This is a genomic window from Oceanimonas pelagia, from assembly GCF_030849025.1.
GTDB classification, from domain to species: Bacteria; Pseudomonadota; Gammaproteobacteria; order Enterobacterales; family Aeromonadaceae; genus Oceanimonas; species Oceanimonas pelagia.
On sequence record NZ_CP118224.1, the window covers coordinates 2,994,637 to 3,018,258 of the forward strand.

Annotated in this window: 19 protein-coding genes and 5 tRNA genes; 6 read left to right on the top strand and 18 right to left on the bottom strand. The window is 59.5% G+C overall.

From position 1 onward, the window contains the following. Window positions 1–133 precede the first annotated feature (133 nt). From rpoC to PU634_RS14355, 14 genes are all read right to left on the bottom strand, one after another. A complete protein-coding gene (gene rpoC / locus PU634_RS14290; RefSeq protein ID WP_306761443.1) occupies window positions 134–4,345 on the bottom strand; it encodes a DNA-directed RNA polymerase subunit beta' in 4,212 nt (1,403 codons plus the stop codon). Window positions 4,346–4,432: 87 nt separating this feature from the next. Then, complete coding sequence (gene rpoB, locus PU634_RS14295; RefSeq protein WP_306761444.1) at window positions 4,433–8,461, bottom strand: DNA-directed RNA polymerase subunit beta; 4,029 nt, start codon at window positions 8,459–8,461, stop codon at window positions 4,433–4,435. Window positions 8,462–8,684: 223 nt separating this feature from the next. Then, a complete protein-coding gene (gene rplL, locus PU634_RS14300; protein ID WP_306761445.1) occupies window positions 8,685–9,053 on the bottom strand; it encodes a 50S ribosomal protein L7/L12 in 369 nt (122 codons plus the stop codon). A 54-nt stretch (window positions 9,054–9,107) separates the two neighbouring features. Next, window positions 9,108–9,611, bottom strand: a complete 504-nt coding sequence (gene rplJ, locus PU634_RS14305; protein WP_306761446.1) for a 50S ribosomal protein L10 — start codon at window positions 9,609–9,611, stop codon at window positions 9,108–9,110. A gap of 240 nt (window positions 9,612–9,851) precedes the next feature. Further along, window positions 9,852–10,550 carry a 50S ribosomal protein L1 gene (gene rplA / locus PU634_RS14310; protein ID WP_306761447.1) on the bottom strand — a complete coding sequence of 233 codons (699 nt, stop codon included), beginning with the start codon at window positions 10,548–10,550 and terminating at the stop codon, window positions 9,852–9,854. Between the two features lie 4 nt (window positions 10,551–10,554). Then, the gene (gene rplK / locus PU634_RS14315; protein WP_306761448.1) at window positions 10,555–10,983 is read right to left on the bottom strand and encodes a 50S ribosomal protein L11; all 429 of its coding nucleotides are present in this window, start codon (window positions 10,981–10,983) and stop codon (window positions 10,555–10,557) included. 129 nt (window positions 10,984–11,112) lie between these two features. Then, window positions 11,113–11,655 (bottom strand): transcription termination/antitermination protein NusG, encoded by a 543-nt coding sequence (gene nusG, locus PU634_RS14320; RefSeq protein ID WP_306761449.1) that lies wholly within the window; start codon window positions 11,653–11,655, stop codon window positions 11,113–11,115. 9 nt (window positions 11,656–11,664) lie between these two features. After that, the gene (gene secE / locus PU634_RS14325) at window positions 11,665–12,036 is read right to left on the bottom strand and encodes a preprotein translocase subunit SecE (RefSeq protein ID WP_306761450.1); all 372 of its coding nucleotides are present in this window, start codon (window positions 12,034–12,036) and stop codon (window positions 11,665–11,667) included. A 65-nt stretch (window positions 12,037–12,101) separates the two neighbouring features. Continuing rightward, window positions 12,102–12,178, bottom strand: a tRNA-Trp gene (locus PU634_RS14330). 52 nt (window positions 12,179–12,230) lie between these two features. Next, window positions 12,231–13,415, bottom strand: coding sequence for an elongation factor Tu (gene tuf / locus PU634_RS14335; RefSeq protein WP_306761451.1), 1,185 nt, complete (start codon window positions 13,413–13,415; stop codon window positions 12,231–12,233). A gap of 98 nt (window positions 13,416–13,513) precedes the next feature. After that, a tRNA-Thr gene (locus tag PU634_RS14340) sits at window positions 13,514–13,589 on the bottom strand. Window positions 13,590–13,591: 2 nt separating this feature from the next. After that, window positions 13,592–13,666: transfer RNA gene (locus PU634_RS14345), tRNA-Gly, on the bottom strand. A gap of 67 nt (window positions 13,667–13,733) precedes the next feature. Beyond that, window positions 13,734–13,818, bottom strand: a tRNA-Tyr gene (locus PU634_RS14350). A 10-nt stretch (window positions 13,819–13,828) separates the two neighbouring features. Continuing rightward, window positions 13,829–13,904: transfer RNA gene (locus PU634_RS14355), tRNA-Thr, on the bottom strand. 229 nt (window positions 13,905–14,133) lie between these two features. On the opposite strand from PU634_RS14355, the gene coaA reads away from it, so the two are divergent. Then, window positions 14,134–15,075: a type I pantothenate kinase gene (gene coaA / locus PU634_RS14360; RefSeq protein WP_306761452.1), complete on the top strand. Its 942-nt coding sequence runs from the start codon at window positions 14,134–14,136 to the stop codon at window positions 15,073–15,075. A gap of 33 nt (window positions 15,076–15,108) precedes the next feature. Here coaA and birA read toward each other — a convergent pair whose 3' ends face one another. After that, the gene (birA, locus tag PU634_RS14365; protein ID WP_306761453.1) at window positions 15,109–16,098 is read right to left on the bottom strand and encodes a bifunctional biotin--[acetyl-CoA-carboxylase] ligase/biotin operon repressor BirA; all 990 of its coding nucleotides are present in this window, start codon (window positions 16,096–16,098) and stop codon (window positions 15,109–15,111) included. Beyond that, entirely contained in the window at window positions 16,086–17,114 is a 1,029-nt protein-coding gene (gene murB, locus PU634_RS14370) for a UDP-N-acetylmuramate dehydrogenase (protein ID WP_306761454.1), read from the bottom strand. The genes birA and murB overlap by 13 nt, the downstream gene beginning before the upstream one ends. Before the next feature lie 187 nt (window positions 17,115–17,301). On the opposite strand from murB, the gene PU634_RS14375 reads away from it, so the two are divergent. Genes PU634_RS14375 through PU634_RS14385 form a run of 3 tightly spaced genes read left to right on the top strand, consistent with a single transcriptional unit; the run spans window position 17,302 to window position 19,171 of the window. Then, window positions 17,302–17,712 (top strand): ketosteroid isomerase-related protein, encoded by a 411-nt coding sequence (locus PU634_RS14375; protein WP_306761455.1) that lies wholly within the window; start codon window positions 17,302–17,304, stop codon window positions 17,710–17,712. Next, window positions 17,709–18,308: a GNAT family N-acetyltransferase gene (locus tag PU634_RS14380; protein WP_306761456.1), complete on the top strand. Its 600-nt coding sequence runs from the start codon at window positions 17,709–17,711 to the stop codon at window positions 18,306–18,308. The genes PU634_RS14375 and PU634_RS14380 overlap by 4 nt, the downstream gene beginning before the upstream one ends. Next, window positions 18,305–19,171 (top strand): carbon-nitrogen hydrolase family protein, encoded by an 867-nt coding sequence (locus PU634_RS14385; RefSeq protein ID WP_306761457.1) that lies wholly within the window; start codon window positions 18,305–18,307, stop codon window positions 19,169–19,171. The genes PU634_RS14380 and PU634_RS14385 overlap by 4 nt, the downstream gene beginning before the upstream one ends. Before the next feature lie 162 nt (window positions 19,172–19,333). On the opposite strand, the gene PU634_RS14390 is transcribed toward PU634_RS14385, so the two are convergent. Together PU634_RS14390 and PU634_RS14395 are read right to left on the bottom strand one after the other, a co-directional pair. Then, window positions 19,334–20,398, bottom strand: coding sequence for a trypsin-like peptidase domain-containing protein (locus PU634_RS14390; protein WP_306761458.1), 1,065 nt, complete (start codon window positions 20,396–20,398; stop codon window positions 19,334–19,336). 80 nt (window positions 20,399–20,478) lie between these two features. Beyond that, window positions 20,479–21,255 carry a sulfite exporter TauE/SafE family protein gene (locus PU634_RS14395; protein WP_306761459.1) on the bottom strand — a complete coding sequence of 259 codons (777 nt, stop codon included), beginning with the start codon at window positions 21,253–21,255 and terminating at the stop codon, window positions 20,479–20,481. A gap of 144 nt (window positions 21,256–21,399) precedes the next feature. Between PU634_RS14395 and PU634_RS14400 the strand changes: the two genes are divergently transcribed. Continuing rightward, on the top strand, window positions 21,400–22,077 hold the full coding sequence (locus tag PU634_RS14400; RefSeq protein ID WP_306761460.1) for a GntR family transcriptional regulator: 678 nt from the start codon (window positions 21,400–21,402) through the stop codon (window positions 22,075–22,077). An 88-nt stretch (window positions 22,078–22,165) separates the two neighbouring features. Further along, window positions 22,166–23,605: an MmgE/PrpD family protein gene (locus PU634_RS14405; RefSeq protein ID WP_306761461.1), complete on the top strand. Its 1,440-nt coding sequence runs from the start codon at window positions 22,166–22,168 to the stop codon at window positions 23,603–23,605. The last annotated feature ends 17 nt before the right edge of the window (window positions 23,606–23,622 follow it).

Consider the following 23,622-nt stretch of genomic DNA (forward strand, 5'->3'; position numbering starts at 1 on the left):
AACACCTTCTCATCTAATGAAGGTGTCTACTTTTCTCGGGCCAGTCCATAACCTCTTACGTCTTCCGTCTCTCGTAAAATAAAAAAGGGCTGCCTTGCGGAAGCCCTTGTCTTATCAGCGAGTCGGTTACTGCTTATTCGTCGGCGCTGCCGGCGGCATTGAGCAGATCGGCCAGGCTTTGCTCTGCTTCATCGGCAGAGATCTGCACCGGCTGCTCCGGCTGGCGGCGGGCCTGACGGCCCTGATGGTAGGCAAAACCGGTACCGGCCGGTACCAGGCGACCCACGATCACGTTCTCCTTCAGACCACGCAGATCGTCGACCTTGCCGGCCACGGCCGCTTCGGTCAGCACGCGGGTGGTTTCCTGGAAGGAGGCCGCCGAGATGAAGGATTCGGTGCTCAGCGACGCCTTGGTGATGCCCATCAGCACGTGGCGGTAGCTGATGGTGCGCTTGCCTTCGGCTGCCAGGGCACGGTTGGCCTGACGAATACGCACCACTTCGGCCTGCTCGCCTTCGATAAAGTCGGAGTCACCGGCATCCAGGATCTCGGCACGACGCAGCATCTGACGCACCACGGTTTCGATGTGCTTGTCGTTGATCTTAACGCCCTGCAGTCGGTAAACCTCCTGCACCTCGTTGACGATGTAGTTCGCCACCGGGCTGATGCCACGCAGACGCAGAATGTCGTGGGGCGATTCGGGGCCGTCGGCCAGCACTTCGCCCTTCTCGACCTTCTCACCTTCAAACACGTTGAGGTGACGCCACTTCGGAATCATTTCCTCATAGGCCTCGCCCCCTTCCAGCGGGGTGATCACCAGGCGGCGCTTGCCCTTGGTTTCCTTGCCGAAGGAAATGGTGCCGGAAATCTCGGCCAGAATGGCCGGCTCTTTCGGCTGACGGGCTTCGAACAGGTCGGCAACCCGCGGCAGACCACCGGTGATGTCCTTGGTACCGCCGGACTCCTGGGGAATACGGGCCACGGCATCACCCACGTTTACCTGAGCACCGTCTTCCAGGCTCACGATGGCGCGGCCGGGCAGGAAGTACAGGGCAGACAGGTCGGTGTCGGGAATGAACACGTCCTTGCCGGCGTCGTCCACCAGTTTCACGGTGGGGCGCAGTTCCTTACCGGAGCTGGGACGCTCGTTCACGTCCATCACCACGATGCTGGACAGACCGGTCAGCTCGTCGGTCTGACGGCTGATGGTGACGCCATCGATCATGTCGATGAACTTCACCCGGCCTGCCACTTCGGTGATGATGGGGTGCGTGTGCGGATCCCAGTTGGCCACCACCTGACCGGCCTGCACCATGCCACCGTCCGGCTGCTCCAGCAGGGCACCGTAAGGCAGCTTGTGGTTTTCCCGGGTCTGCCCCATCTCGTCGATGATGGTCAGCTCGGAAGAACGGGACACGATAACGGTCTTGCCGTCGGTGTTGGTAACGGTCTGGGCATTCTGCAGCTTGACGGTACCGCTGTGCTTGACCTGAATGCTGCTTTCCGCCGCCGCCCGCGATGCCGCACCACCGATGTGGAAGGTACGCATGGTCAGCTGGGTACCCGGCTCACCGATGGACTGGGCGGCGATAACACCGACCGCCTCGCCCTGGTTGACCAGGTGGCCACGGGCCAGATCGCGGCCGTAACAGTGGGCACAGACGCCGTGGTCATTGTCACAGGTGATTACGGAACGCACTTTCACCCGGTCTACCGAGCTGGATTCCAGCAGGTCACACAGCTTCTCGTCGAGCAGGGTGTTGCGGGCCACCAGCACTTCGTCTTCGGTACCCGGCTTGATCACGTCTTCGGCCACCACCCGTCCCAGCACCCGCTCGCGCAGGGGTTCCACCACGTCACCGCCCTCGATCAGCGGCATCATCCACAGACCTTCGTGGGTACCACAGTCGTCGGAAGTGATCACCAGATCCTGGGCCACGTCCACCAGACGGCGGGTCAGGTAACCGGAGTTCGCGGTCTTCAGTGCGGTATCGGCCAGACCCTTACGGGCACCGTGGGTAGAGATAAAGTACTGCAGTACGTTCAGACCTTCACGGAAGTTCGCGATGATCGGCGTTTCGATGATGGAGCCGTCCGGCTTGGCCATCAGGCCCCGCATACCCGCCAGCTGACGGATCTGGGCGGCACTACCCCGGGCGCCGGAGTCGGCCATCATGTAGATGCTGTTAAAGGAATCCTGCAGCTCTTCTTCGCCGTCGCGGTTGATGACCACATCTTTCGACAGGTTTTCCATCATCGCCTTGGACACCCGCTCGTTGGCGCTGGCCCAGATATCGATAACCTTGTTGTAACGCTCCCCGGCGGTAACCAGACCGGACTGGAACTGATCCTGAATCTCGGTAACTTCGGCTTCGGCCTCGTCGATGATGTCCTTCTTGGCATCCGGAATCACCATGTCGTTGATGCCCACGGACACACCGGACAGGGTGGCGTAGTGGAAACCGGTATACATCAGCTGGTCGGCGAAGATAACAGAGTCCTTCAGGCCCAGACGACGGTAACAACCGTTGAGCAGACGGGAGATCTGCTTCTTGCCCATGGGCTGGTCGATCATTTCAAAGGGCAGGCCCTTGGGCACGATCAGACTCAGGATGGCGCGGCCGATGGTGGTGTCACGAATGGCGGTTCTTTCCACCATGGTGCCGTCTTCCAGTTTCTCGAAGTCGGTAATGCGCACCTTGACCCGGGCGTGCAGCTCGGCATGACCGGCACGGTACACCTTTTCGGCTTCCTTGGCGCTGGTCAGCAGCATGCCCTCACCCTTGGCGTTAATGCGATCACGGGTCATGTAGTACAGACCCAGTACCACGTCCTGAGACGGGACGATGATCGGCTCGCCGTTGGCGGGAGACAGAATGTTGTTGGTGGACATCATCAGCGCGCGGGCTTCGAGCTGGGCTTCCAGGGTCAGGGGTACGTGGACCGCCATCTGGTCACCGTCGAAGTCGGCGTTATAGGCCGCACACACCAGCGGGTGCAGCTGAATGGCCTTGCCTTCGATCAGTACCGGCTCAAATGCCTGAATACCCAGACGGTGCAGGGTAGGCGCCCGGTTCAGCAGCACCGGGTGTTCGCGGATCACGTCGTCCAGAATATCCCAGACGATGGCTTCCTCGCGCTCCACCATCTTCTTGGCCGCCTTGATGGTGGTGGCCAGGCCGCGGGATTCCAGCTTGCCGTAGATGAAGGGCTTGAACAGCTCCAGCGCCATCTTCTTGGGCAGACCGCACTGATGCAGACGCAGGGTCGGACCTACGGTGATAACGGAACGACCGGAGTAGTCGACCCGCTTGCCCAGCAGGTTCTGACGGAAACGACCCTGTTTACCCTTGATCATGTCGGCCAGAGATTTCAGCGGGCGCTTGTTGGAGCCGGTGATGGCGCGGCCACGACGGCCGTTGTCGAGCAGGGCGTCCACGGATTCCTGCAGCATGCGCTTTTCGTTGCGCACGATGATGTCGGGCGCAGCCAGATCCAGCAGGCGCTTGAGACGGTTGTTCCGGTTGATCACCCGGCGGTACAGATCGTTCAGATCGGAGGTCGCGAAGCGGCCACCGTCCAGCGGTACCAGCGGACGCAGATCCGGCGGCAGCACCGGCAGTACCGTCATCACCATCCACTCGGGCTTGTTGCCGGAGAAGTGGAAGGCTTCCATCAGCTTGAGGCGCTTGGTGATCTTCTTGCGCTTGGTTTCGGAGTTGGTCTGATCCAGCTCCTCGCGCATGGTGTTGATCTCGCCTTCCAGATCGATGTCGCGCAGCAGGGCCAGCACGGCCTCGGCGCCCATCTTGGCGTCGAATTCGTCACCCCACTCTTCCAGCGAGTCCAGGTACTGCTCTTCAGACAGCATCTGGCCGCGCTCCAGGCTGGTCATGCCCGGCTCGATCACCACGTAGGATTCAAAATACAGCACCCGCTCGATGTCGCGCAGGGTCATGTCCAGCAGCAGGCCAATGCGGCTCGGCAGTGACTTCAGGAACCAGATATGGGCCACCGGGCTGGCCAGCTCGATGTGCCCCATGCGCTCACGGCGCACCTTGGTCTGGGTAACTTCAACGCCGCACTTTTCACAGATCACGCCGCGGTGCTTGAGGCGCTTGTACTTGCCGCACAAACACTCATAGTCCTTGACCGGACCAAAGATCCGGGCGCAGAAAAGGCCGTCACGCTCCGGCTTGAAGGTACGGTAGTTGATGGTCTCGGGCTTTTTGACTTCGCCAAAGGACCAAGAGCGGATCATGTCGGGCGAGGCCAGACCGATTTTGATACCGTCAAACTCTTCAGTCTTACTCTGCGCTTTCAAAAACTTAAGCAAGTCTTTCACGTTAGTCTCCTGTGAGGAGTTCTACCTGGGCGCCCCGCCCTTCCGAAGAATGAAGGGGCGCCGTTATTTCCGAGGCAGCCTGGTGCCTTAACTTTCTTCCAGCTCGATGTTGATACCCAGGGAGCGGATTTCCTTCAGCAGTACGTTGAAGGACTCGGGCATGCCCGGCTCCATGCGGTGATCGCCGTCCACGATGTTCTTGTACATCTTGGTCCGGCCGTTTACATCGTCCGACTTGACGGTCAGCATTTCCTGCAGGGTATAGGCGGCACCGTAGGCTTCCAGCGCCCACACTTCCATCTCCCCGAAACGCTGACCACCGAACTGGGCCTTACCGCCCAGGGGCTGCTGGGTTACCAGGCTGTAGGAGCCGGTAGAACGGGCGTGCATCTTGTCGTCCACCAGGTGGTTCAGCTTCAGCATGTACATGTAGCCCACGGTAACCGGACGTTCAAAGGGGTTACCGGTACGGCCGTCGTACAGGGTGATCTGGCCGGATTCGGGCAGATCGGCCAGCTTCAGCAGGCGCTTGATTTCATGCTCGCGGGCACCGTCGAACGCCGGCGTGGCAATGGGCACACCCTTGCGCAGGTTCTCGGCCAGCACCCGGACTTCGTCGTCGGAGAAGGTGGACAGATCCACTTTCTGCTTGACGCCTTCACCCTGATTGTAGACTTCCTGAATGAACTCACGCAGACGGGCCAGCTCCTGCTGTTCCTTGATCATCTGGTCGATCTTTTCACCCAGTCCCTTGGCCGCCAGGCCCAGGTGGGTTTCCAGGATCTGACCGATGTTCATCCGCGAGGGTACACCCAGCGGGTTGAGCACGATGTCGACCGGACGGCCATGTTCGTCGTGGGGCATGTCTTCCACCGGCACAATGGTGGATACCACACCCTTGTTACCGTGACGACCCGCCATCTTGTCACCGGGCTGAATGCGACGCTTCACCGCCAGGTACACCTTGACGATCTTGAGCACGCCGGGAGCCAGGTCATCGCCCTGAGTGATCTTGCGGCGTTTGTTCTCGAACTTCTTGTCGAAGTCGGCCTTCAGCTCGGCATACTGCTCGGCGATCTGCTCCAGTTCCACCTGCTTGGCTTCGTCGTCCAGGGCCTGCTCCAGCAGTTTTTCCCGGGCGATCTTGGCCACCTTGTCGGCGCTCATGCCGGCGGCGATCAGCACGGAGCGGGCACGGGCGAAGATGCCGTCTTCGAGAATGCTGAACTCTTCAGTCAGGTCCTTCTTGGCCTGCTTGAGCTGCATGTGCTCGATGTCCTGGGCACGCTTGTCCTTCTCGACGCCGTCACGGGTAAACACCTGAACGTCGATCACGGTACCGTACACGGAGTTGGGCACGCGCAGGGAAGAATCCTTCACGTCGGACGCCTTCTCGCCAAAGATGGCACGCAGCAGCTTCTCTTCCGGAGTCAGCTGGGTTTCGCCCTTGGGTGTCACCTTGCCCACCAGAATGTCGCCGGGCTTCACTTCGGCTCCCACGTAGACGATACCGGACTCGTCCAGCTTGGACAGCGCGGCTTCACCCACGTTGGGAATGTCGGCGGTGATCTCTTCCGGACCCAGCTTGGTGTCACGGGAGATACAGGACAGTTCCTGAATGTGAATGGTGGTCAGGCGATCTTCCATCACCACCCGCTCGCTGAGCAGGATGGAGTCTTCGAAGTTGTAGCCGTTCCAGGGCATAAAGGCCACACGCAGGTTCTGACCCAGGGCCAGTTCGCCCAGATCGGTGGACGGGCCGTCGGCCAGTACGTCACCGCTGATCACGCGCTCACCCGGCATCACGCAGGGACGCTGGTTGATGCAGGTGTTCTGGTTGGAACGGGTGTACTTGGTCAGGTTGTAGATGTCGATACCGGCTTCGCCCGGCAGCATCTCTTCCTCGTTGACCTTGACCACGATGCGGGAGGCGTCGACGTAGTCGACCACACCGCCCCGCTTGGCCACGGCGGTTACGCCGGAGTCCACGGCCACGGCGCGCTCGATGCCGGTACCTACCAGCGGCTTGTCCGCCTTCAGGGTCGGCACCGCCTGACGCTGCATGTTCGAGCCCATCAGTGCCCGGTTGGCGTCATCGTGTTCCAGGAACGGGATCAGTGAGGCCGCCACAGAGACGATCTGCTGCGGGCTCACGTCCATGTACTGCACCTGGTCGGCGTTCATGTAGGTGGCTTCGCCCTTGTGACGGGACGGTACCAGCTCGTCGAGCAGGCGGCCTTCTTCGTCGATGGCGGCGTTGGCCTGGGCGATCACGAAGTGGCCTTCCTCGATGGCAGACAGGTAATCCACCTCGTCGGTGATGCGACCGTCCACCACACGGCGGTACGGGGTCTCGAGGAAACCGTATTCGTTGGTGCGGGAGTAACACGCCAGCGAGTTGATCAGACCGATGTTCGGACCTTCAGGGGTCTCGATGGGGCACAGACGACCGTAGTGGGTCGGGTGTACGTCGCGCACCTCAAAGCCGGCACGCTCACGGGTCAGACCACCCGGGCCCAGGGCCGAAATACGGCGCTTGTGGGTGACTTCGGACAGCGGGTTGTTCTGGTCCATAAACTGGGACAGCTGGCTGGAGCCGAAGAATTCCTTCACCGCGGCGCTGATCGGCTTGGCGTTGATCAGATCCTGAGGCATCAGGGTATCCAGGTCGCCCAGAGACAGGCGCTCCTTCACCGCACGCTCGACGCGAACCAAGCCCACACGGAACTGGTTTTCGGCCATTTCGCCCACGGATCGAATACGACGGTTACCCAGGTGGTCGATATCGTCCACTTCGTCCAGACCGTTACGGATGGCAATCAGCTGCTTCATCACGTCGACCACGTCGGACTTGGTCAGGGTACCCGGACCATTCAGCTCTTCGCGACCCAGGCGGCGGTTGAACTTCATGCGACCCACGGTAGACAGGTCGTAACGATCGTCGGTGAAGAACAGGTTTTCAAACAGGGTCTCGGCCGCTTCACGGGTGGGCGGCTCGCCCGGACGCATCATGCGGTAGATTTCCACCAGCGCCTCGAGGCGGGTAGTGGCGGAATCGATGCGCAGGGTCTCGGACATGTAGGCGCCGTGATCCAGTTCGTTGGTGAACAGGGTCTCGAACTGCTTGATGCCGGCCACAGACAGGTTGGCCAAGCTCTCGAGGCTCAGCTCGCTGTTGGCAGCCACGATCACTTCGCCGGTGTCGGCGTTGATGTAGTCCTTGGCGGCCACCTTGCCCACGGCATATTCCACCGGCACTTCCAGCTGCTCGACGCCGGCCTTTTCCAGCTGGCGAATGTGGCGGGCAGTGATGCGGCGACCGGTTTCCACCAGTACTTCACCGTCGACCATAATGTCGAAGGAGGCGGTTTCACCGCGCAGGCGCTCGGGCTTGAGCTCCATCATCAGCTTGCCGTCGGCCACTTCGAAACGGGTGGTCTCAAAGAAGGTGGACAGAATGTCTTCGGTGGTGAAGTCAAGGGCGCGCAGAATAATGGACGCCGGCAGCTTGCGGCGACGGTCGATCCGGACAAACAGGTTGTCTTTGGGATCAAATTCGAAATCGAGCCAGGAACCACGGTAGGGGATCACGCGGGCGTTATACAGGACCTTACCGGAGGAGTGGGTCTTGCCGCGATCGTGATCGAAAAACACACCCGGGCTGCGGTGCAGCTGGGAGACGATTACCCGCTCGGTACCGTTGATCACAAAGGTACCGTTCTCAGTCATGAGCGGGATTTCGCCCATGTAGACTTCTTGCTCCTTGATGTCCTTGACAGTGCCGGCGGCAGCTTCTCTGTCGTACAGGACCATACGCAACTTGACGCGCAACGGCGCCGAGTAGGTCACGCCACGGATCTGACATTCCTGCACGTCAAATACGGGCTCACCCAGACGATAGCTGACATACTGCAGCTCGGCAGTGCCAGAATAGCTAGTGATAGGGAAAACGCTGCGGAAAGCCGCTTCCAGACCGTACTCGCCTTGAGGATCTGCTTCAATAAACTGTTTGAAGGAGTCAAGCTGGATTGACAGCAGGTAAGGCGTGTCCAAGACCTGGTCACGCTTACCGAAGTCCTTACGAATGCGTTTTTTCTCTGTATAAGAGTAAACCATAGGGTTCCTCAGCTCGCTGATAAGTGACCCACTCTGCCCAAATGGGACAGCTCTGATAACATCGTTTCTTGTTGGCCGAGTGTCTCGACAACACTCGGTGGCTGGAACAACGAGAGGCTAAAACGACGTGAAAATTCCCCTCATCCCACAGCGCAAAAGGGCCGGTGAATAAAGATTCACCAGCCCTAGCCCGATTGCTCAGGCCGCTAAGCTATAGTCTAGCTTATTTGAGCTCAACAGAAGCACCGGCTTCTTCGAGTTCTTTCTTCAGTGCTTCGGCTTCGCCTTTGCTCAGCTGCTCTTTAACAGCGGCAGGAGCGGACTCAACCAGGCCCTTGGCTTCTTTCAGGCCCAGACCGGTGGCGCCGCGAACGGCCTTGATAACGGCAACCTTGTTGGCACCGGCAGCGGTCAGGATTACGTCGAACTCAGTCTGCTCTTCGGCAGCAGCAGCACCGGCGTCACCGGCTACGGCTACGGCAGCAGCGGCAGAAACGCCGAACTTCTCTTCCATGGCTTCGATCAGTTCAACAACCTGCATTACAGACATTTCTGCAACGGCTTCGATGATTTGGTCTTTAGTGATAGACATGACTCAAATTCCTAATGTTCTGAAGTATACGGTAATCAAGCAGCCAGCAGCGCCTTAGGCGGCTTCGGCTTCTTTCTTGTCGCGCAGGGCAGCGAAGGTACGAACCAGCTTGCCAGCGGAGGCTTCTTTCATGGTCGCCATCAGCTTCGCAATTGCTTCGTCGTAAGTCGGCAGCTTGGCGAGGCGGTCAATGTCGGCCGCGGGGATAAATTCGCCCTCGTAAGCCAGACCTTTCACCTCGAACGCGCTCTGCTCTTTGGCAAAGTCCTTGAACAGACGAGCGGCAGCGCCCGGGTGTTCGTTGGAAAACGCGATCAGGGTAGGACCAACGAATACCTCTTTCAGGCATTCATAATCGGTCTCTTCCACTGCCAGGCGAGCCAGAGTGTTACGGACTACCTTGAGGTAGATACCGTTTTCACGGGCTTGCTTGCGCAGGGTGGTCATGGCAGCTACGGTCACGCCGCGAGAATCGGCAACGACTGCAGACAGGGCGCCCTTGGCAGCTTCGTTGACTTCAGCAACAATTGCTTTTTTGTCGTCGAGTCTTAATGCCATTGGCTAAACTCCTGGATTCCACCTGGGAAATTCCCAGATTAAACACACGCCTCTGTAACAGAGGCACCAAGGTGGCGAATTCCAGAAGAAAGGAAAATGCTTTCTAACTGGGTCCCGGCACCATCTACGCTGGAACATTAAGCCTTGCGGCTCCAGCGGTCTTGGACGGGAGTCGAAGCCCCCAACCAAATAACAAGGCGCAAAATTCTACGAAAAACCCCGCGCCTTGTAAATGCTTAATTAAGCAACATCCAGACCGGACTGATCAATGGCCAGACCGGCACCCATGGTGGTGGACAGGCTGACTTTCTTGATGTACTGGCCTTTGGAAGAAGCGGGCTTGGCACGCTTCAGGGCGCCCAGCAGGGCTTCCAGATTGCCTTTCAGCTTGTCCGCATCGAAGTCGGCCTTGCCGATGGTGGTGTGGATGATACCGTTCTTGTCGTTACGGTAGCGCACCTGACCGGCCTTGGCGTTCTGCACGGCTTCGGCCACGTTCGGGGTCACGGTGCCAACCTTCGGGTTCGGCATCAGGCCACGCGGACCCAGGATCTGGCCCAGCATGCCCACAACGCGCATGGCGTCGGGAGAAGCAATAACCACGTCGAAGTTCAGCTCGCCGGCCTTAACCTGCTCGGCCAGATCTTCCATACCTACCAGGTCGGCACCGGCAGCCTTGGCGGCTTCGGCGTTGGCGCCCTGGGTGAACACGGCAACACGTACGTCACGACCGGTACCGTGGGGCAGCACGGTGGCGCCACGTACGTTCTGGTCGGATTTACGGGCGTCGATGCCCAGGTTAACGGCTACGTCGATGCTTTCAACGAACTTGGCGGTGGCCAGTTCCTTCAGCAGGGCGATGGCTTCGTTGATTTCGTACTCGCGAGTGGCATCTACACGCTCACGGATGGTACGCATACGCTTGGTCAGTTTAGCCATGGTCTCAGCCCTCCACTACCAGGCCCATGGAACGGGCAGAACCTTCGAGGCAACGCACGCGGGCGTCGATGTCGGCACCGGTCATGTCCGGAGCCTTGACAGTGGCGATTTCTTCCAGCTGGGCGCGGGTTACGGTGCCAACCTTGGTCTTGTTGGGTACACCGGAACCGGACTTGACACCGGCAGCCTTCTTCAGCAGGAAGGCGGCGGGCGGAGTCTTGGTTTCGAAGGTGAAGGAGCGATCGCTGTATACGGTGATAACAACCGGGATCGGAGAGCCTTTTTCCAGGCTGTCTGTACGGGCGTTGAACGCCTTACAGAATTCCATGATGTTAACACCGTGCTGACCCAGGGCAGGACCTACGGGCGGGCTCGGGTTAGCTGCACCAGCCGCAACCTGCAGCTTGATGTACGCTTGTACTTTTTTAGCCATTGATAATTACCTCAAAAATGGGTGTTAACGCCTCGGAGCAGTGCTCCTCTAACGGCTCCCCAACAATAAAAGGGCGGCAAATTGTAGTGCAATTTGCCGCCCCGCTCAAGCATGACGCTCGAATTATGCTCAGGTTTTTTCCACCTGACCGAACTCCAGCTCCACCGGGGTGGAGCGGCCAAAGATCAGCACGGACACCTTGACCCGGCTCTTTTCGTAATCCACTTCTTCCACCACGCCGTTGAAATCGGCAAAGGGACCATCGGACACCCGCACCACTTCGCCCGGTTCGAACAGGGTCTTGGGTTTCGGCTTGTCCACCGCGTCCTGCAGGCGATTGAGGATGGCATCGGCTTCCTTGTCGGAGATCGGCGCCGGACGCTCGGGAGTACCGCCGATAAAGCCCATCACGCGGGGGATGCTGCGCACCAGGTGCCAGGTGGCATCGTTCATCAGCATCTGCACCAGCACGTAACCGGGGAAAAACTTGCGTTCGCTCTTGCGCTTCTGGCCGGCGCGCATTTCCACCACTTCCTCGGTGGGTACCAGCACTTCGCCGAACTGATCTTCCATGCCGTGCATCTTGATATGTTCACGCAGCGACTTGGCTACGCGGCCTTCATATCCGGAAAACGCCTGGACCACATACCAACGCATTCTTTGTTCTGACATGGTGAATCCTTATACTCCGGTAACCAGGTTGACCAGCCATACCAGCAGGCCATCCAGCAAAAACAGAAACAGGCCAACCAGGGCGGTGACGGCCAGTACGATCAGCGTGGTCTGAATGCTCTCCTGGCGAGTGGGCCACACCACCTTGCGCATTTCCAGACGCGACTCGCGGGCAAAGGCAAAGCTGCTTTGCCCCTTTTTGGTCTGGTATGCCAGCACACCGGCAACACCCACTGCCACTACCACGCCGGCAGCGCGAATGAAGACCGCCAGGTCACTGTAAAGATAGTTGGCGACCACGGCTGCGATCAGAATAATGAAAACCAGACCCCACAGCAGGGTATCTTTCGCCCCGCCCTGGCTCTCGGTATTTGCACTCATAAGCTACCTGTCTAAATATTCCGAGTCCGTTACAGACGCAAAAACCCCGCCGACGGCGAGGTAAGTGGCAGGGGCGGAGGGACTCGAACCCCCAACCGTCGGTTTTGGAGACCGCCGTTCTACCAATTGGAACTACGCCCCTAATACAACAAAGCCCCTATTATAGGGGCTTTGTGACGCGATTGTAAGCGCTATTACTCGATGATTTTGGCTACTACGCCGGCACCAACGGTACGGCCACCTTCACGGATGGCGAAACGCAGACCTTCTTCCATCGCGATGGGGGCGATCAGGTTCACATCCATCTTGATGTTGTCGCCGGGCATAACCATTTCAACGCCTTCCGGCAGTTCGATGGTACCGGTCACGTCGGTGGTACGGAAGTAGAACTGCGGACGGTAGCCCTTGAAGAACGGAGTGTGACGGCCACCTTCGTCCTTGGACAGTACGTACACTTCGGACTCGAAACGAGTGTGCGGAGTGATGGTGCCCGGCTTGGCCAGAACCTGACCACGCTCAACGTCTTCACGCTTGGTACCACGCAGCAGAACACCTACGTTCTCACCGGCACGGCCTTCGTCCAGCAGCTTGCGGAACATTTCAACGCCGGTACAGGTGGTCTTGGTGGTGTCCTTGATACCCACGATTTCAACTTCTTCACCCACCTTGATGATACCGCGCTCTACACGACCGGTAACAACGGTACCACGACCCTGGATGGAGAATACGTCTTCGATCGGCAGCAGGAAGGCACCGTCAACGGCACGCTCGGGCTCGGGGATATAGGAATCCAGAGCGGCGGCCAGTTCCAGGATTTTCTCTTCCCACTGAGCATCGCCTTCCAGGCCCTTCAGAGCAGAGCCCTGAATAACCGGAATGTCGTCGCCCGGGAAATCGTACTCGGACAGCAGTTCACGAACTTCCATCTCAACCAGTTCGAGCAGCTCTTCGTCATCAACCATGTCGCACTTGTTCATGAACACGATGATGTAAGGAACGCCTACCTGGCGAGCCAGCAGGATGTGCTCACGGGTTTGCGGCATGGGGCCGTCGGTGGCGGCAACTACCAGGATCGCGCCGTCCATCTGGGCAGCACCGGTGATCATGTTTTTCACGTAGTCGGCGTGGCCGGGGCAGTCAACGTGAGCGTAGTGACGGGTTTCGGTGTCGTACTCAACGTGGGAAGCGGCGATGGTGATACCACGGGCCTTTTCTTCCGGAGCGTTGTCGATCTGGTCGAACGCGCGGGCAGCACCACCGAATTTCTTGGCCAGGACGTTGGTGATGGCAGCGGTCAGGGTCGTTTTACCGTGGTCAACGTGGCCGATGGTACCAACGTTAACGTGCGGTTTTGTACGTTCAAATTTTTCTTTAGACATGCTCGTCCCTCTAACTGGTTGGGTGGTGAGCTATACCACGCGAATCGCAAGTAGGAAGTATATAACAAAAAAGGCTTGAGGGTGCCTGAGTAAAGAAGTGGTGCTGATACCCAGAATCGAACTGGGGACCTCACCCTTACCAAGGGTGCGCTCTACCATCTGAGCTATATCAGCACTGGAGCGGGCAGCGGGAATCGAACCCGCATCATCAGCTTGGAAGGCTGAGGTAATAGCCATTATACGATGCCCGCGGTGGTCTTTACCTGAACGACCTCAAACCGCTTTTTTCAATGCCCGTCGGGGACGAACACTGGAAACTGGTGGAGGGAGCTGGATTCGAACCAGCGAAGGCGGAGCCGTCAGATTTACAGTCTGATCCCTTTGGCCACTCGGGAACCCCTCCAGATTTTAAATGGTGCCGGCAGAAGGAGTCGAACCCTCGACCTACTGATTACAAGTCAGTTGCTCTACCAACTGAGCTATGCCGGCACACGAGCGGGACGAATTCTATGGCAAGGCCACGGCTCTATGCAACACCCTTTGACCAAGTTTTTTCACCCCGGCGCTCAACCGTGCAAAAAAGCAGCATCCGTTTATCCATTGGTCGCCGCCGGGATGGGAGACAGCTCACGTTACGACCAATGGCGGGGGCGCCATTGCCTTGTTGAACAGGCGGGCTTTGGTGTAAGGTCGGGCGGCGACTCACAGGACACCCTTGATGAAGACAGATACTCAATCTCCCTACCTGGCCTTTTCCCGTCAGGCCTGGTCAGAGCTGCGCGAGTCCGTGCAACTGCCCCTGAGCGAAGAAGAACTGGCGCGCCTGCGCAGCATGAACGACCGGGTTTCACTGGCCGAGGTGCGGGACATTTACCTGCCCCTGTCCCGGCTGCTCAACCTTTATGTCAAGGCCAAACAGCGGCGCAGCCGGGTGCTGGATCAGTTTCTCGGTAACGAGCCTCATCATGTGCCCTATGTGATCAGCATCGCCGGCTCGGTGGCGGTGGGCAAGAGCACCACGGCGCGCATTCTGCAGGCGCTGCTGGAGCGCTGGCCCCAGCATCCCCGCGTGACCCTGGTGACCACCGACGGCTTTCTGTATCCCAATGCCGAGCTGGAACGCCGCGGCCTGATGAAAAAAAAGGGCTTTCCCCAGTCCTACGACATGCGCCGGCTGGTGCAGTTTGTGTCGGATATCAAATCGGGCAGACAGGACGTGCGGGCCCCCGTCTATTCCCACCTCACCTACGACATCGTGCCCGGCCAGGAAGTGGCGGTGGAGCAGGCCGACATTGTCATTATCGAAGGGCTGAACGTGTTGCAGAGCGGCATGGACTATCCTCACGACCCCCACCGGGTATTCGTGTCGGACTTCGTGGACTTTTCCATTTATGTGGATGCCGACGAGCGGCTACTGAAAACCTGGTACGTGGAGCGCTTCCTCAAACTGCGCTCCGGCGCCTTTGCCGATCCCGAGTCCTACTTTCACCATTATGCCTGTCTGAGCGAGGAAGAAGCGGTGGCCACCGCCAGCCGCATCTGGCAGGAGATCAACTACAAGAACCTGAAGCAGAACATACTGCCCACCCGGGACCGGGCCGAGCTGATCCTGACCAAGGGCCAGGATCACCAGATAGAGCAGATACGCCTCAAGAAATAAAAACGGGATTGGGGAATCGGGACTGGGGATTGGCTATTCCCTATTCCCTATTCCCTGCTGTTCGCCGCGCAGGGAGATTTCTCCACCCAGATAGCGCTTGAGCTCGCCGCTTTCCAGCTCCAGCAGCAGGGCACCCTGCTCGTCGATGCCCCGGGCGGTGCCGTGTATTTCCTGCTCGCCCATCAATACCCGCACCGGTTTGCCGTTGAAATGGTCGAGCCGGTTCCAGCGCTCGCGAAAACCGGCAATGCCTTCCTGCTCAAAGCGCACCAGCGCCTGCCGCAGGCCCCTGGCCAGGGCGATCACCAGGGCATTGCGATCGCTGATGTCGCCCAGTTCAGCCAGCTCCGCCCAGGGCTGGGTGATTCTGTTCTGCTCGGTGGCGGGCAACACCAGGTTCAGACCCATGCCAATTACCAGGTGGCAGGGACCGCCGGCGGTGCCCGACATTTCCACCAGAATGCCCGCCAGCTTGCGGCCATTCAGATAAAGGTCGTTGGGCCACTTCAGCGCCACGCCGCCAAAGCCCGCGGCCTCGAGGGCCTCGACCACGGCAATGCCCACCACCAGGCTGAGCCCCATGGCCGCCGCCATACCCTGCTCCAGCCGCCAATACATGCTCATGATAAGCTGGCCGCCAAAGGGAGAGATCCAGCTGCGCCCCCGCCGCCCCCGGCCTGAGGTCTGACACTCCGCCAGGCACAGATCGCCCTTGTTCAGCCCCGCCACCGACTCCAGCCAGTGCTGGTTGGTGGAGCCGATCACCGGCACCACTTCCACCCGTGCCGGTGCCAGTGCATGCGCCAGCCGTTCGGCATCAAGCAACTGCAAGGGCACCGCCAGCCGGTAACCCTTGCCGCTGACGCTGTAAATATCCAGGCCCAGGCTTTTCAGCGCCTGCACATGCTTGCTTACCGCCGCCCGGCTCACGTGCAGCACTTCCCCCAGCTGTTCACCGGAATGAAACTGGCCGTCGGCCAGGTGGCGCAACAGCGCCTCGCGCAACGGCGTCAGTTCAGCCATGACAGCGCCTCGTCCAGATGGGTTTCGCCGTCGGCGCCGATCATGCGTACTTCCGGCTCCAGCACCACGCCAAAGCGGTCGCTGACCCGTTCCCGCACCAGCGCTGCCAGCCGCAATACGTCTTCGGCGGTAGCCCCGCCCCGGTTTACCAGCACTAGCGCCTGCTGCTCATGCACCGCAGCGCCGCCTACACAAGTGCCCTTGAGCCCGGCCTGGTCGATCAGCCAGCCCGCGGCCAGCTTCACCAGCCCCTGCTCCGCCGGGTACACCGGCAGCCCGGGCCAGGCCAGTTGCAGGGCGTCGGCCCGGGCCCGGCTGACCTTGGGGTTCTTGAAAAAGCTGCCGGCATTGCCGAGCTCGGCGGGATCCGGCAGCTTGGCACGGCGCGTGGCACACACCTGCTCAAACACCTGCTGCGCGGTGGCGCCCTCGCCCAGCGCCGCCAGCGGGCCGTAACCCAGCACCGGCTGCCAGGCCTTGGGCAGGCGCAGGGTAATCGACAGGATCAGATGATGGCGGGCGCCATGCTTGAACACGCTGTCGCGATAACCAAAGGCGCATTCTGCCGCCGGCCAGTGGTGAATCTCGCCGCTGTGCCAGTCATGGCTTTCCACTTGCTCGCAGAAGCGGGAAAACTCCACGCCGTAGGCGCCGATGTTCTGAATGGGTGCGGCGCCGGCGGTGCCCGGGATCAATGCCAGGTTTTCCAGGCCCGGCATGCCGTGCGCCAGGCAATAACACACCAGCCGGTGCCAGTTTTCACCACCCTGCACCGTCAGCCGCCAGGCGTCGTCGGTCTCGGTGACCTCAATGCCCGACAGCCGGTTCACCACCACCTGGCCGTTAAAGGGAGCGGTGAACAGCAGGTTGGAGCCTTCCCCCACCATCAGCCGGGGGCCGCTGTGGCGGGCCAGTGCCGCCAGCTGGCTGCGGTGCTGCAAAATCACCACCTCGTCGGCCTGTTGCCGCAGGCCAAAGGTGTTAAAGGGAAAAAGGGAATGGGCGTCGCTGGGCATGGTGATGAGTCCTGAAAAAATGCCGGAGCAGTGTACCCCAAGACGCCGGCAGGGTTAACCGGCCTCGATAGCCCGGGGTTATTACTCAGTGGAAAAAGTGATTTACCACAACCAGAGGGGCCCCGCTCTTGATTCACACCCGCATTTGCCCTGAAATCGGGGGCCCATTGCATCAGGAGCCAACCCCATGAGCCGAGCCCACAGCGAACAACTGATCCAGGACTATTACCGCGCCTTTAACGAAGGCAATATGGATGCCTTTCTCGCCCTGCTGACCGAGGATGTGGTGCACGACATCAATCAGGGCAGCCGCGAAACCGGCAAGGCCGCCTTTGCGACCTTTATGGAGCGCATGAACCACCACTATAAAGAGCAACTGGTGGACATGGTGATCATGGTCAACGAGGCCGGCGACCGTGCCGCCGCCGAGTTTGTGGTGCTGGGGGAATACCTCAACACCGACGACGGCCTGCCCCAGGCCAGCGGCCAGCGCTACCGCCTGCCCGCCGGCGCCTTTTTCGAAATTCGGGACAACAAGGTGGCGCGCATCAGCAACTACTACAACCTCAACGACTGGATTGCCCAGGTCGGCCAATGAGCCTGCGCCTTCATACCGTTACCGGTCAGCAACTCGCCCCCTGGCTGCCGGCCCTGGCCGACCTGCGCATCGGCGTGTTCCGGGAGTACCCCTATCTCTACGACGGCAGTCTGGACTACGAGATGAACTACCTCGCCACCTACACCCGGTGCGAGCGCAGCGTCTGCGTGCTGGCGCTGGACGGTGACCGGGTGGTGGGCGCCTCCACCGGCCTGCCCCTGGCCGAAGAGGTGGACGAATTCCGCGCCCCCTTTGTCGCCGCCGGCCTGAACGAAGACCGCATTTTCTACTGCGCCGAGTCGGTACTGCTGCCCGAGTACCGGGGCCGCGGCCTGTACCGGGCCTTTTTTGACGGCCGGGAAGCCCATGCCGGCAAGCTGGGCTTTGATACCGCCGCCTTCTGCGCCGTGGTGCGCCCGGACCATCATCCGCTGAAACCCGCCGATTACCGCCCGCTCACCGAGATCTGGGCCCGTTTCGGTTATCGGCCCGAGCCCGGCCTCGTCACCCGGTTTCGCTGGAAGGACCGGGATCACCCCACGGAGACCACCAAGCCCATGCAGTTTTACCTGAAATCCCTGGAGGCAACCCCATGACCCGGCCCCTGGTGCTGGCCTGCGCCCAGTATGCCATCGACTTTCTCGGCAGCTGGTCCGCCTTTGAGCACAAGCTGGACCGGCTGCTGGCCGACGCCCTGGCGCAAGATGCCAGCTTTGTGCTGCTGCCGGAATATTTTTCCATGGAGCTGGCCTCGCTGTTTGACGAAACCGTCTACCGCTCCCTGAGCGCCCAGCTCGACGCCATGCAGAGCCTGCTGCCGGACTTTATCGCTTACTTTTCCGGCCGGGCCAAGCAGCACGACCTGCATATTCTGGCGGGCACCATTCCGGTGCGCCTCGACGATGGCCGCTTTGTCAACCGCGCCCACCTGTTTCGCCCCGACGGCAGCCACGACTGGCAGGACAAGCTGCAGATGACCCGCTTTGAAAAGGAGCAGTGGCACATTGGCGCCGGAGACACCATCAAAGTGCTCGACACCGCCTTTGGCAAGGTGGGCGTGGCGGTGTGCTACGACAGCGAGTTTCCGTTGATCGTGCGCCGCCAGGTGGAAGCCGGCGCGAGGCTGATCCTGGTGCCCAGCTGTACCGACACCGAAGCGGGATTTAACCGGGTACGCATCGGCAGCCAGGCCCGGGCGCTGGAAAACCAGTGTTTCGTGGCCCAGTCTCCCACCATAGGTGAAGCGCCCTGGTCGGAAGCGGTGGATGTGAACACCGGCCGCGCTGCCATTTACACCCCGGTGGACTACGGCTATCCCGACGACGGCATTCTGGTGCAGGGTGAACTCAACCGGCCCGGCTGGGTGGTGGCGGAGCTGGATCTGGATGCGCTGGAAACCGTCCGCGTGCAGGGGCAGGTCTTTAATCATAGAGACTGGGACGGCCAGCTGGCTTATTAAACCTTTGAGCCCGTCGCGGGAAGCACCAGCAGGGTTACCTGCGCCGACACGCTTCGAGCACCTCCATGTGACGCTCGGCAAATGCCTTCCCTGGCATTTGACGGTCGGCTACGGTAATCCCTGTTGTTGCTTCCTGTCACCAAGGCTGCGCCTGCGGGTAATTCAGGGAGAAGCACTTTCCGCCAGAAAGGCCTGGATTTCGTCGGCGGCCACGGCAAAGTTGAAGTTGCCCCAGGCGGTCACCCCCTTGGTGGTAATGCCCACCAGGTTGCCGCCCTCATCAAACAGGCCGCCCCCGGACGAGCCGTAACTGATGGGTGCCGTGGTCTGAATGAGGCGCACCCCGTTTTCGCTGCGCCGGGCGGAGACAATGCCTTCGGTCAGGGTTTTGTCGAGCCCGGCCGGGGCGCCGATGGCAAACACCTTTTCCCCCACCTGCAGCCGCTCCACCGAACGAGCACGGCTGGTGTAATCGAGCCGGCCGCCGTCTTGCAGGGTCAGCAGTGCCAGATCCCGCACCGGATCCGTATACAGCACCCGCCATACCAGAATGTCGGCTTCACGTACCGGCTGGCCATCCTGCCGGGCCAGGGTCACCGGCACGCCGCCGGCGGCCACCTGATGGTAACTGGTTACCGCCCGGTAGGGATCGATGGCCACCGCCGAGCCCAGGGTCAGGGGCTCCAGCCCCGCCCCCAGCTGTTCATAGACCACCACCTTGTATACCGCCGCGCCCCGCTCATCATAGAGGGTGGCGGCCGTTTGGGCCTGACCCGTATTCGACACCAGTTGTAGCCGCGGCGGCGTCAGCAACGCCTGCTCGCGCACGCAGTCGTCATCCCCCAACCGGGCACAGGCGGAAAAGTGCCGCGCTGCCCGCTCGCGATCCCTGACCGTGGGATCGTGACCACCGGCATAAATTTCTCCCAGCAGCCGATGCCCCCGAGCCTGCCAGCGAGCATCCTCGCTGTCGCTCAGCCGCTCCAGCCAGCGAATGGCCTCGGTGGTATTTGCCGCCGTGCCCTGGCCTTGCAGATACAGCTGCGCCAGCCGGTAGCGGGCCTCGGGCTGATCGGCGCTGGTGGCGGCCTCGCGATAATGGCCAAAGGCGGCGGCGTCATCCCCCGCCAGCCGGGCGGCATAGCCGGCCTGCTGTTGCTCACCGGCACTCATGCCACAACCGGCCAGCAACAACGCGAATAACGGAAAAAACAGGCGGGATTTCATGCAGGCTTTCCGCTGAAGAGTGAAAGCCTAAGCATAGCTCACTCAGGCCTGTGCCCCGCGTCGGCCACAGTCGACCACCATCATCCAAAGAGTGGAACCTCTGATAAAAACGACTCACCTAACAACTTGATGGCTATCAGGGTCATGGCCCATTTGAGTATTAATCCGAAACGCTGTTCATTCAGCCGCCCCATCAGACGAGCCCCCAGCCAAGTGCCGATAAAACCCGTGAATATCATCATCACTACCAGCGGCAGCCACTGAAATGGATCAAATCCCAACGAGCCAAACACCAGCGTTTTCATCAGGTTCTGTCCCAGAAGGCAGACCGCTATGGTGCCGACAAACGTCGCTTTGGAGAAATTCAGGCCCTTCATGATTGAGGCCATTAACGGCCCGGTGGAACCGACAAACATCGACAGAAAGGTCACTCCTGCGCCAGCCCCAAGGATCTGGCTGCGGGTTTCACGAATCGGCACCCCAGTGGGCAACCATGCGGACACGAGCACAAATAAGCCGACGGCAGATAACAGCAGGCTGGGTGGTAATTGGGCAACAACCATCGTCGCGACCAACGCTCCCATTAACGCGCCCAGCAGGTAAGTTTTAGTAAAAGACAACGCCAGATCATAACGGTATGCATAGATACGGCTCGCATTGGAGCCTAGCTGCACCAATCCATGCACTGCGATCAGGCTTATCGGATCGATCAAATTGGCCATCACCACCAGTAACAAAACCCCTCCCCCAAATCCCAGCAATGCCGAAACACAGGAGGTAACCGCACTGAGGATGAGCAAGGTAAGGGTGCTGGCCGCATCCAGCGGCGACAATAACAACGAGGCAAGCAATTCCATTAAGCACCTTATTTTCAATGTATTAGAGTAAACACCTAATCCGGTGGTCGGTGAATACCAGATCTTTTGGAAACAATTGGTTTACATTAAAATCCATTAGATATTACACTGTCGACAGACGACTGAAAACAAAGATGCAACACCATGGAACAAGAACTCTTTACCGACAAGCTGCAAAGCCTCAAAAACCAATCCCTGAGCAAAATGGTTGGAGAAAAACTTGAGCTGATGATTCTCTCCGGCCAGATTCAGCCCGGGGAAAGGATCAACGAAAGTAATCTTTCCGCGACTCTGCAAATTAGCCGCGCACCGATTCGCGAAGCCCTGCGTCAGCTTGCACAGTTTGGCATGGTGGAAATACGCACCGGTAAAGGCACCTATGTGCGCCAAGTGTTGTTGACAGAGGCAGTGGAGCTGTACGAAATCCGTGGCGTGCTCGATGCCTTGGCCGCAGAGCAGGCCAGCCAACGTGCCAATGAGGAAGGGCTCGCCAGCCTGGCCGAACTGGTTGAACAAATGCGGGGCTACGCCAGCAAGCAAGCGTCTACCGAATATTTCACCACCAACCTCAAATTTCACCATCAGATTGTTCAGCTGTCCGGCAGTACGGCCCTGGCGGATCTGTATGAGATGGTATTCAAAAAACTCTCCCTGTTTCGCCAGAAGACCCTATCCAAACCGGATCGGCTGGAACGGTCACTGATGCAACACGAAGAAATCTACGCAGCCATCAGCCGCCGTGATGCCGAACGAGCCGCCATACTGGCCCGCAGCCACGTAGAAGAGGCCAAATTAGTCCTGCTTGGCACGCCCATCAAGTAACACCTTCGATATCATCACTGAAGTTGAGATTACGTTTGCTTAACATATCTGTCGACAGACGACAGAAAAACTCAGGAGTACTATTCTAATGTCTATCCAGCGTAACCAGTTCGTGGACGTACCCGAAAACACCCATATCACCGAAGATGCTGCCCGGTTTATCGAAACCGTCAGATTTGATCAGATCCCGGACGAAGCCATGCACATAGGCATTCGTTGCCTGGTCGATGGCCTGGGTCTATACGTAGCAGGCAGTGATCACGAAACCACTGTGATTCAGGCGGAGCTTGCCGCGGAAACCGGTGGTGTCGCCGATGCCCTGCTACTCGGTCACGGCGCCACTCGGGTTCCAGCTCCTCTGGCCGCACGGATTCTGGGTACTGCAGGTCATGCCCACGATTGGGACGACTCTCAGGTAAGCAAGGACCCTGACCACGTCTATGGGCTGCTGACCCACCCTACTATTCCTCCCCTGACTGCCACCCTGACCATGGCACAGAAGCTGGGGAACGTATCCGGCCAGGATTTCATGCTCGCCTTTCTGACCGGTTTCGAGGTGGAAGCCAAGATCTCTGAATGGATGTTCTCCCAGCACTATAAGCGTGGATTTCACTCCAGTGGTACCGTGGGCACTTTCGGCGCTTTCTCTTCGGCGGCCAAACTGCTCGGCCTGAAAGGAGATCAACTTCGTCACGGCCTTGGCCTTGCCGCGTCCTTTGCCGCCGGCATTCGCTGTAACTTTGGCACTATGACCAAACCCTTGCACGTGGGCCGAGCAGCCGAAAACGGCGTCACCGCAGCACTGATGGCTGCAAAGGGTTACAGCGCAGACAAAGCCGCTCTGGACGGGCCCTGGGGATTCTTTGCTGTCCAGGGAGGCGGGGTCACCGCCCACAAGCTGGCAGAACAAAATTTCGGCCACCCCTGGTCCATCATCGAGCCGGGGGTAAGTATTAAGCCTTATCCCTGTGGCGTACTTACCCACCCCACCATCGATCTGATGGTCAAATTGGTCACAGAGCAGGACATCAAGCCCGAGACCATCGAACGAGTGATCGTTCGTGCCGGCAGCAACATCCTGAACCCGATTCGCTATCCCATCGCCAGCAACCACCTGGAAGCCAAATTCTCACTCCCGGCAGTACTGGCCATGGTTGCCCTCAACCGCAAGGCAGGCAAAATCGAGTTTGAGGATGAGTTTGTGCAGAGTGAGGCCATGCAACAGATGCAACGTCAAATAGAAACTCGCTTCGATGCCGAGATCGAGTCCATGGGCTTTGACAAGATGCGCTCCAGCATCGAAATCCAGCTCAAGGATGGCCGTTGTGTGCAGGGTGATGCTGACGAGCGCTACCGCGGAGGCCCCGACAACCCCATGACCGACGACGAAGTGGAAAACAAGGCCAGAGGGTGTTGCGAAGGCACCTTAAACAATATCGAAATCAATGCGCTGATGGCCGCGGCCTGGAAGGTACTGGACCTTGAAGACACCGCCGTGCTGGCAGCCTTGATACAACCCAACCGTTAAAAAGTACTTTTGGGGAG

Excerpts from the sequence above, each read along its gene's own strand:
- PU634_RS14395 (WP_306761459.1), bottom strand. The coding sequence starts at position 21,255 with ATGGAATTGCTTGCCTCGTTGTTATTGTCGCCGCTGGATGCGGCCAGC.
- PU634_RS14385 (WP_306761457.1), top strand. The coding sequence starts at position 18,305 with ATGACCCGGCCCCTGGTGCTGGCCTGCGCCCAGTATGCCATCGACTTT.
- murB (WP_306761454.1), bottom strand. The coding sequence starts at position 17,114 with ATGCCCAGCGACGCCCATTCCCTTTTTCCCTTTAACACCTTTGGCCTG.
- PU634_RS14390 (WP_306761458.1), bottom strand. The coding sequence starts at position 20,398 with ATGAAATCCCGCCTGTTTTTTCCGTTATTCGCGTTGTTGCTGGCCGGT.
- rplL (WP_306761445.1), bottom strand. The coding sequence starts at position 9,053 with ATGTCTATCACTAAAGACCAAATCATCGAAGCCGTTGCAGAAATGTCT.
- PU634_RS14380 (WP_306761456.1), top strand. The coding sequence starts at position 17,709 with ATGAGCCTGCGCCTTCATACCGTTACCGGTCAGCAACTCGCCCCCTGG.
- tuf (WP_306761451.1), bottom strand. The coding sequence starts at position 13,415 with ATGTCTAAAGAAAAATTTGAACGTACAAAACCGCACGTTAACGTTGGT.
- secE (WP_306761450.1), bottom strand. The coding sequence starts at position 12,036 with ATGAGTGCAAATACCGAGAGCCAGGGCGGGGCGAAAGATACCCTGCTG.
- rplA (WP_306761447.1), bottom strand. The coding sequence starts at position 10,550 with ATGGCTAAACTGACCAAGCGTATGCGTACCATCCGTGAGCGTGTAGAT.
- PU634_RS14400 (WP_306761460.1), top strand. The coding sequence starts at position 21,400 with ATGGAACAAGAACTCTTTACCGACAAGCTGCAAAGCCTCAAAAACCAA.
- nusG (WP_306761449.1), bottom strand. The coding sequence starts at position 11,655 with ATGTCAGAACAAAGAATGCGTTGGTATGTGGTCCAGGCGTTTTCCGGA.
- rplJ (WP_306761446.1), bottom strand. The coding sequence starts at position 9,611 with ATGGCATTAAGACTCGACGACAAAAAAGCAATTGTTGCTGAAGTCAAC.
- PU634_RS14405 (WP_306761461.1), top strand. The coding sequence starts at position 22,166 with ATGTCTATCCAGCGTAACCAGTTCGTGGACGTACCCGAAAACACCCAT.
- PU634_RS14375 (WP_306761455.1), top strand. The coding sequence starts at position 17,302 with ATGAGCCGAGCCCACAGCGAACAACTGATCCAGGACTATTACCGCGCC.
- coaA (WP_306761452.1), top strand. The coding sequence starts at position 14,134 with ATGAAGACAGATACTCAATCTCCCTACCTGGCCTTTTCCCGTCAGGCC.
- rpoB (WP_306761444.1), bottom strand. The coding sequence starts at position 8,461 with ATGGTTTACTCTTATACAGAGAAAAAACGCATTCGTAAGGACTTCGGT.
- birA (WP_306761453.1), bottom strand. The coding sequence starts at position 16,098 with ATGGCTGAACTGACGCCGTTGCGCGAGGCGCTGTTGCGCCACCTGGCC.
- rplK (WP_306761448.1), bottom strand. The coding sequence starts at position 10,983 with ATGGCTAAAAAAGTACAAGCGTACATCAAGCTGCAGGTTGCGGCTGGT.